Origin of the sequence: Kitasatospora sp. NPDC057198, assembly GCF_042670125.1 — a bacterium.
Lineage (GTDB): Bacteria > Actinomycetota > Actinomycetes > Streptomycetales > Streptomycetaceae > Kitasatospora.
In genome coordinates, this window is record NZ_JBHUWH010000050.1 from 20,476 (window position 1) to 27,452 (window position 6,977).

General features: G+C 76.6%; 7 protein-coding genes. 2 read left to right on the top strand and 5 right to left on the bottom strand.

Annotated features, from left to right (window positions below):
- Nucleotides 1-14: 14 nt before the first annotated feature.
- From ACFUEL_RS08910 to ACFUEL_RS08920, 3 genes are all read right to left on the bottom strand, one after another.
- Nucleotides 15-719, bottom strand: a complete 705-nt coding sequence (locus ACFUEL_RS08910; RefSeq protein WP_380235368.1) for an alpha/beta hydrolase — start codon at nucleotides 717-719, stop codon at nucleotides 15-17.
- Complete coding sequence (locus tag ACFUEL_RS08915) at nucleotides 716-1,648, bottom strand: 1-phosphofructokinase family hexose kinase (RefSeq protein WP_380235369.1); 933 nt, start codon at nucleotides 1,646-1,648, stop codon at nucleotides 716-718. The genes ACFUEL_RS08910 and ACFUEL_RS08915 overlap by 4 nt, the downstream gene beginning before the upstream one ends.
- Nucleotides 1,649-1,837: 189 nt before the next feature.
- On the bottom strand, nucleotides 1,838-3,253 hold the full coding sequence (locus ACFUEL_RS08920) for a PLP-dependent aminotransferase family protein (RefSeq protein ID WP_380235370.1): 1,416 nt from the start codon (nucleotides 3,251-3,253) through the stop codon (nucleotides 1,838-1,840).
- A gap of 45 nt (nucleotides 3,254-3,298) precedes the next feature.
- Here ACFUEL_RS08920 and ACFUEL_RS08925 point away from each other — a divergent pair, with 45 nt between their 5' ends.
- Nucleotides 3,299-4,231 (top strand): DMT family transporter, encoded by a 933-nt coding sequence (locus tag ACFUEL_RS08925; protein ID WP_380235371.1) that lies wholly within the window; start codon nucleotides 3,299-3,301, stop codon nucleotides 4,229-4,231.
- Nucleotides 4,232-4,513: 282 nt separating this feature from the next.
- On the opposite strand, the gene ACFUEL_RS08930 is transcribed toward ACFUEL_RS08925, so the two are convergent.
- Together ACFUEL_RS08930 and ACFUEL_RS08935 are read right to left on the bottom strand one after the other, a co-directional pair.
- A complete protein-coding gene (locus ACFUEL_RS08930) occupies nucleotides 4,514-4,975 on the bottom strand; it encodes a hypothetical protein (protein ID WP_380235372.1) in 462 nt (153 codons plus the stop codon).
- Nucleotides 4,972-5,460, bottom strand: a complete 489-nt coding sequence (locus ACFUEL_RS08935) for a hypothetical protein (protein ID WP_380235373.1) — start codon at nucleotides 5,458-5,460, stop codon at nucleotides 4,972-4,974. Before ACFUEL_RS08935 ends, ACFUEL_RS08930 begins: the two co-directional genes overlap by 4 nt.
- A gap of 233 nt (nucleotides 5,461-5,693) precedes the next feature.
- Here ACFUEL_RS08935 and ACFUEL_RS08940 point away from each other — a divergent pair.
- On the top strand, nucleotides 5,694-6,977 hold a 1,284-nt coding region (locus ACFUEL_RS08940), incomplete at its 3' end, for an MFS transporter (RefSeq protein ID WP_380235375.1).

The following is a 6,977-nucleotide window of genomic DNA, read 5'->3' on the forward strand; positions in this document are numbered from 1 at the left end:
CCGGGGCAACGGGATCAGCGGGCGGCCGCGGCCAGGAGTCCGGCGGCGGCGCGGCCGGCGGCGAGGGCGCGCGGGCCGGTGGCGGGCAGGCAGCGGCGGGCCTCGGGGGAGTACTCGCCGCCGATCGCGCCCGCGTGGTCGGTGGGCGGTTCGCGGTGGGTGACCGGGTGCCCGTGGGCCAGCAGGGCGGCGTGCAGGGCGCGGGAGCGTTCGGCCGGGACGACCAGGTCGCCGGCGCCGTGCAGCAGGTGGACGGGGACGCCCCGGTCGGCGGTGCGCAGGTCGTCCAGCGGGACGGTGCCGGTGCTGACGGCGGGCGTGTCGTACGAGCCGGCCAGGCCGACGGCCGCGTGCGGGCGGAACCCGTCGAACGCGGCCGGGGCGAGCGCGGCGGCGACGGCGGCCCGGGCGCCGAGCGACCAGCCGGCCAGCACCAGCGGGGCCCCGTCGGCCAGTTCGCGGGCGAAGGCGGCCGAGTCGAGCAGGTGGGAGCGCCCGCCGTCGGGCGCGTCGGGGCGCCAGTCCGGGACGGCGACCAGCACGCCGAGCGCGGCGGCGGCCCGGGCCAGCGGGGCGAGCACGTCCCGCTCGTCGGGGCCGCGGCCGTGCCAGAGCAGCACGGTGGGCAGCGGCCCCGGCGGGCCGTCGGGGCGGTGCACATCGACGGCCCGGCGGTCGGGGCCGTAGGCGAGGGTGGTCGTGGTGGTGGGCGCGGTCACGGGGCGGAGGATGCCAGGCCGCCGACCCGGACGGCGGTGAGGGTGGCCCGCAGGTGGCGGTAGCGGGCGGCGTCGAAGTGGCCGGCCCGGGGGTGCGGGACGGTGGCGGCGGAGAGGGCGACCGCGTCGGGCAGGACGGCGGGCCAGCCCGCGTTGCCGGAGAGCCCGGCGGCGAGGGCGGCGACCACCGCGTCGCCCGCGCCGGTGGGGTTCCCGGCGACCGCGGCGGGCGGGGAGCAGCGCCAGGCGCCCTGGCGGTCGACGGCGAGCAGGCCGTCCGGGCCGAGCGAGGCGAGCACCGACTCGGCGCCGCGGCGGATCAGCACCCGGGCGGCGTCCCGGGGGTCGGGCAGGCCGGTGGCGGCGGTGAGTTCGGCACTGTTCGGCTTGATCACGGTGGGCCGGGCCGGGAGGGCGGCGAGCAGCGCCGGGCCGTCCGCGTCGAGCACCACCGGCAGGTGGAACTGCCGCCCCAGTGCGACGAGTTGGCCGTACCCGTCGGCGGGCGCGCCGGGCGGCAGGCTGCCGGAGAGGACCAGCACGGCGGCCTGCGGCAGGTGCCGGGCGGTCTCGCCGAGCAGGGCGTCCCACTCGGCGGCGGTCAGCACCGGGCCGGGCTCGTTGAGCACGGTTGCGTCGGAGCCGTCCGCGACGGTCACGGTGCGCCGGGTGTCGCCGCCGACCGGCACCTCGGCGTGGTCGAGCCCGGCGGCGGCCAGGTCGGCCCGGACGGTGCCCCCCGTGGGGCCGCCGAGCGGCAGCACGCAGCGGACGGGCCGCCCCAGCGCGGCGAGCACCCGGGCCACGTTGACGCCCTTGCCGCCCGCCTGGGCGGCCACGTCGGAGACCCGGTGGCTGGCGTGCGGGCGGAAGCCGGGGACGGTGTAGGTGACGTCCAGCGCCGGATTCGGCGTGACGGTGAGGATCACGGTGGGCGCCCCCGGGGTGCTCGTCGCTGCGGGTCGGACCAGTCGGTGGAGCCCGGCCGAGTTCGAATGAATTCGAATGAACGAAGTTGCGTGATCATATCGAGGTTCGCGCAGCTTCGAGCAAATTTGGGGGATTTGTGAACATCCGGAGCGTGGCTCCGGCCGTGGCTCCGGCCGTGGTTCCGGCCGTCAGTCGAGCGACTCCAGGGCGGTGCCCAACCGGTGCGCGGCGGTGGCGAGCCGGGCGGGCGTCTCGGCGGCGGCCAGGCTGACCCGGGCCCGCGGCGCGGGCTCGGCGGTGAAGTAGTTCGGGCCGGGGGAGAGGGCGACGCCGTGCCGCAGCGCGGCCGCGGCGAACAGCGCCGGATCGGCCCCGGCAGGCAGCGGCAGCCACAGGTGGAAGCCGCCGCGGGGCAGCCGGGCCGGCAGCAGGGCGGGGGCGTGCCGGGCCAGGGCGGTGCCGAACAACTGCCGACGCTCGGTCAACTCCCTTGCCAGCGACCGCAGATGACGCGACCAGTCGGGGGAGGTGACCAGTTCCAGGGCGGCCTCCTGGAGCGGGCGGGGCACGAAGAACGAATCCACCGCCTGGACGGAGCGCAGCCGGGCCAGCGCCGGCCCCCGGGCCACCAGCGCCCCCACCCGCAGGCTCGGCGAGGCCGCCTTGGTCAGCGAACGGACGTGCACCACCGTGCCGTCCGGGTCGTCCGCGGCCAGCGGCGGCGGCAACTCGCCCGCGTCGGCGTGCGCCAGCAGCCGGGCGAAGTCGTCCTCCACCACGAACGCCCCCGCCCGCTTCGCCGCCGCCAGCACCGCCCGCCGCCGCTCCGCGGGCAGAACGGCGCCGGTCGGGTTCTGGAACAGCGGCTGGCAGACGAACAGCCGGGCCCCCGAGGCCGCGAACGCCTCGGCCAGCCGCTCCGGGAGCACCCCGTCCGCGTCCACCGGCACCGGCACCGGCCGCAGCCCGGCCGCCCGGGCGATCGCCAACACGCCCGGATAGGTCGGGGACTCCACCAGCACCGGCGCACCCGGCGGGGCCAGCGAACGCAGCGCGCAGGTCAGCGCGCTCTGCCCGCCCGCCGTCACCAGCACCTCCGCCGCCGTCACCCCGCCGCCCACCTCGCGGGCGAACCACCCGCGCAACTCCGGCAGCCCCTCCAGCGGCGGCCGCCCCCACGCACCCGGACGGCGGGCGGCCCGGCCCAGCGCACCCGCCAGCGCCCGCTCCGGCAGCAGCGAGGCGTGCGGATAACCGCTGTTCAGGTCGACCACCTCCGGCGGGGCCATCGCCAGCGCGGCCAGCACCCCCGAGGCGTCCACCACCCGGGCGGGCGGCGCCCCCGCCTCCGCGCTCAGCGCCACCTCCTGCCAGGAGAAGTCCCCCTGCACGGCGGGCGCGGGCCGCGGCTCGGCCCGGAACACCCCGGCCCCCGGCCGGGACACCACCACGCCCTCCGCGACCAGCTCCCGGATCGCCCGCGACACCGAGACCGGACTGACCCGGTAGCGCTCCACCAGCTCCCTGCTACTGGGGATCCGCTCCCCCGGCGAGTAGCGCATCACGGTGGCGCGCAGCGCGTCCGTCAGCTCCTGCACGCTCATTCGTGAGCCCTTCCGGCGGGTGGGCGGCAACTGCTACCGTCCTGTATGTCAGCACAGAATAGCGCTACTGGAATCCGCCCGATAGCGGTCGGCCCGGCCGGACCGCTCGGTTCGCTCGGCGGCACCGCGCAGGCCGCCCTCGGCGTGCTCTCCTTCTCGTTCAGCTTCCCCGCCACCGCCTGGGCCCTCGAAGGCTTCGGGCCCTGGACGGTCACCGGCCTGCGCGGCGTCCTCGCCGCACTGCTGGCCGGTACCTGCCTGCTCGCCACCGGCGCCCGCGTCCCGCCCCGCTCCGCGTGGCCCGGCCTGGCGGCCGTCGCGGTGGGCTGCGCGGTCGGCTTCCCGCTGCTGTCCACGCTCGCGCTGCGGCTCTCCTCCACCGCGCACTCCGCCGTCGTGATCGGCCTGCTGCCACTGGCCACCGCCGCCGTCGGCGCGCTGCGCGCCGGGGCGCGGCCCCCGCGCGCGTTCTGGCTCGCCGCGACGGCCGGGGCGGCCGTCGTCCTCGCCTTCACCGTCCAGCAGAGCGGCGGCGCGGGCCTGACCACCGCCGACCTGTACCTGTTCGGCGCACTGCTGCTCTGCGCGTTCGGCTACGCGGAAGGCGGACGGCTGGCCCGCGACCTGCCCGGCTGGCAGGTGATCGCCTGGGGCGTGGTCGCCGCCCTGCCCGTCACCGCGCTCACCGGCGCACTCGCCCTCACCACCGAGCCCGTGCACTGGAACTGGCACGGCCTCACCGGCCTGGCCTACCTGGCGGCCGTCTCGCAGTTCGGCGGCTTCGTGGTCTGGTACCGGGGCATGGCCGCGATCGGCGTCCCCCGCGCCAGCCAACTCCAACTCGCCCAACCCCTGCTCACGCTCTGCTGGGCAGTCCTGCTGCTCGCCGAGACCCTGCCGGTGACTGCTGTGCCTGCTGCGCTTGCGGTGGTCGGGTGTATCGCGGTCACTCAGCGGGCGGGTCGTGGGGGGAGGTAGGGGGGCGCCTGGGCGGCGGGCCGGGGGCGGGGGAGGGGGCCGGTTCTGCTGCTCGCCGAGACCTTGCCGGTGGCTGCTGTGCCTGCTGCGTTCGCGGTGGTCGGGTGTATTGCGGTCACTCAGCGGGCGGGCCGTGGGGGGAGGTAGGGGGGATGCCTGGGCGGCGGGCTGGGGGCGGGTCCTGCTGCTCGCCGAGGCCCTGCCGGTGGCTGCTGTGCCTGCTGCGCTTGCGGTGGTCGGGTGTATCGCGGTCACTCAGCGGGCGGGGCGTCGGGCGAGGGGTCAGTTCTCGTGCTCGAGCCAGTAGTAGAGCTGTTCTCCGGCGGCGGCTGCTCGGCGGGCCAGGGGGGTCAGGGTGGGGAGGGCGATGAGGGCCGGGGTGGGTGGGGTGTGGCCGTGGGGGCGTAGGGCGAGGAGGGCGGGGGTGGGGGTTTCGGCGAGGAGGTCGCGGGCGGTGGGGGTGAGTTGGTGGGTCCAGGGGCCGGTGGTCCAGGGGTCGCCGGGGATGGTGAAGCAGTGCGGGCGCCGGGCGGAGGGCCAGACGGTGTGGTCGATCAGGTCGGTGCCGGGGCGGGTGAGGACCAGTTCGTCCAGGAGTTCCAGGACGTCGCCCGGGTCGGCGCCGACCGGGCGCAGGGTCTCGAAGGCGGTGGCCGGGTCGTGCAGGGCCGGGCCGGCGGCGAAGGCGGCTCGGACGGCGTCGGGGCCGGGGGCCCGGAAGAAGGCGTACATGTGGGGGCTCATTCGGTGAGGGCGCAGTACAGGTGCTGGTCGTCCTTCTTGGCGCGACGGGCCAGGACGCCCAACTGGTGGATCAGCCGCATGAGTTCGATCCGTTCCACGTTCTTCACCTCGTCGGTGCGGCCCCACTGGGTGGTGAGCTGGGGCAGCCGCCGGCGTTCGATGCCGGCCAGCGCGTCGCGGGTCTCGTCGGAGAGTTCCACCACCCAGGGGCCGGTCATCCACGGGTCGTCGAGGTCGACGGCGGTGCTCGGGGCCTCGGGGTGCCAGGGTTGCAGGCCGGTCGGCCACACCGAGCGGTCCGGGCCGTCCTTGACCGGGGAGCCGCCGCGCAGCGCGGCGACCAGGTGCGGCAGCACCACGGTCGGGTCGATGCCCCGGGCCTGGACCGACTCGAAGGACTCGGCGGGCGGGCGCTCCCCGCGTTCCATCACCTTCCGCACGGCTGCCTCGTCGGCGGCCCGGAAGTAGTCGGTCCGCAGCTCCATGTCGCACGCTCCCCATCGTTCGGCAAGGCGCCCAGTGCATCACAGTCGGGGCCGGGACGGGTACCGGGTCGCCGTCCTGTGATCTGTCTCCCACGTGCCAAAGGGGTGTTCCGGCGGGGAAGTTCGCGCACTAGCTTTCGTCCGTGAGCCCGTCACCGCCGCCTTCGCCACTGCCGTCACCGTCGCCTTCACCGCCGTCGCCCGCGTCGCCGGAGGCCGCCGGACGCCGTCCGGTGAACCGTCCGCTGCGCGTCCTGCTGGGGGCGTCCGTGCTGGCCAACACCGGGGACGGCGTGCTGCGGATGGGCCTGCTGCTGGTGGTGGCGCACCTGACCGGTTCGGTGGACGCCTCCTCGCTGGTGATGGCGGTGACCACGGTGCCGTGGCTGCTGTTCGGGATCCCCGCCGGGATGCTGGCCGACCGGGTCAGCCGGAAGGCGGCGATGGTGGTCGCGGACGGGGCGCGGGCGGTGCTGATCCTGGCGATCGGGGCGGCCGCCTGGGCCGGGGTGCTGTCGCTGCCGCTGCTGCTGGCCCTGGCGTTCCTGGTGGGCGTGGCCGAGACGGTGTTCAACACCAGTGGCGAGACCGTGCTGCCGACCGTCGTCCCGGCCGCGGAGCTGACCCGGGCCAACGGGCAGCTCGCCACCACCGTCCGGGTCACCAGCCAGTTCGTCGCCCCGGCGCTGGCGGGCTGGCTGACCGCGCTGGCCGCCCCCGTGACCTTCCTGGTCGCGGGGGCGGGCTACCTCGGCTCGATGCTCCGGCTCACCGCCCTGCCGCGCGGCGTCGGCCGCGTCCCGCCACCGGCGCGGCCGGTCGAAGGGGCGCGACAGGTCGAACGGGTGCGGCTGTGGACCGGGCTGGCGTTCCTGGCGCGGCACCGGGTGATCCGGATGATCACCGTCGCGGGGGTGCTCACCACGCTCGCCAACACGTCCTTCCTGGCGCTGTTCGTGGTGTACGCGACCACCGGTCCGCTGCACCTCGGCGACGCGGGCTACGGGGTGCTGCTCAGCTCGGTCGGCGTCGGTACGGCGATCGGCTCGCTCACCGCGCACCGGGCCGAACGCCGGTTCGGCACCGCGCCGGTGCTGTGCGCGACCCGGCTGGGCTGGGGGCTGATGTTCGTCGCGCCGGTGTTCCTGCGCGGGGTGCCGCTGTTCGCCGCGATGACCGCGGGCAGCTGCCTGGGCGGCATGTGGGGCGTGCTCACGGTGTCGATCCGGCAGCGGTTGACGCCGGCCCGGGTGCGCGGCGCGGTCGGCGGCGCCTACCGGGCGGTGATCATGAGCGCGATGCCGGCCGGCGCGGGCGTGGGCCTGCTGCTGCAGCGGGTGTTCGGCACGCCCGGCACCTTCCTGCTGTTCGGTGCTGCGATGGTGCTGCTGGCCGTCCCGGTCTGGCTGGCTGTCACCGCCGACCAGTCGGAGCTACCGGAGCTACCGGAGCTACCGGACCGGCGGGAAGGTGAGCCGGAGGGGGAGCGGGCGGGGCGGCGCCCCCGCACAAGGCGC

Coding starts and splice junctions, on each gene's coding strand:
- ACFUEL_RS08920 (WP_380235370.1), bottom strand. CDS start 3,253: ATGAGCGTGCAGGAGCTGACGGACGCGCTGCGCGCCACCGTGATGCGC.
- ACFUEL_RS08925 (WP_380235371.1), top strand. CDS start 3,299: ATGTCAGCACAGAATAGCGCTACTGGAATCCGCCCGATAGCGGTCGGC.
- ACFUEL_RS08930 (WP_380235372.1), bottom strand. CDS start 4,975: ATGAGCCCCCACATGTACGCCTTCTTCCGGGCCCCCGGCCCCGACGCC.
- ACFUEL_RS08935 (WP_380235373.1), bottom strand. CDS start 5,460: ATGGAGCTGCGGACCGACTACTTCCGGGCCGCCGACGAGGCAGCCGTG.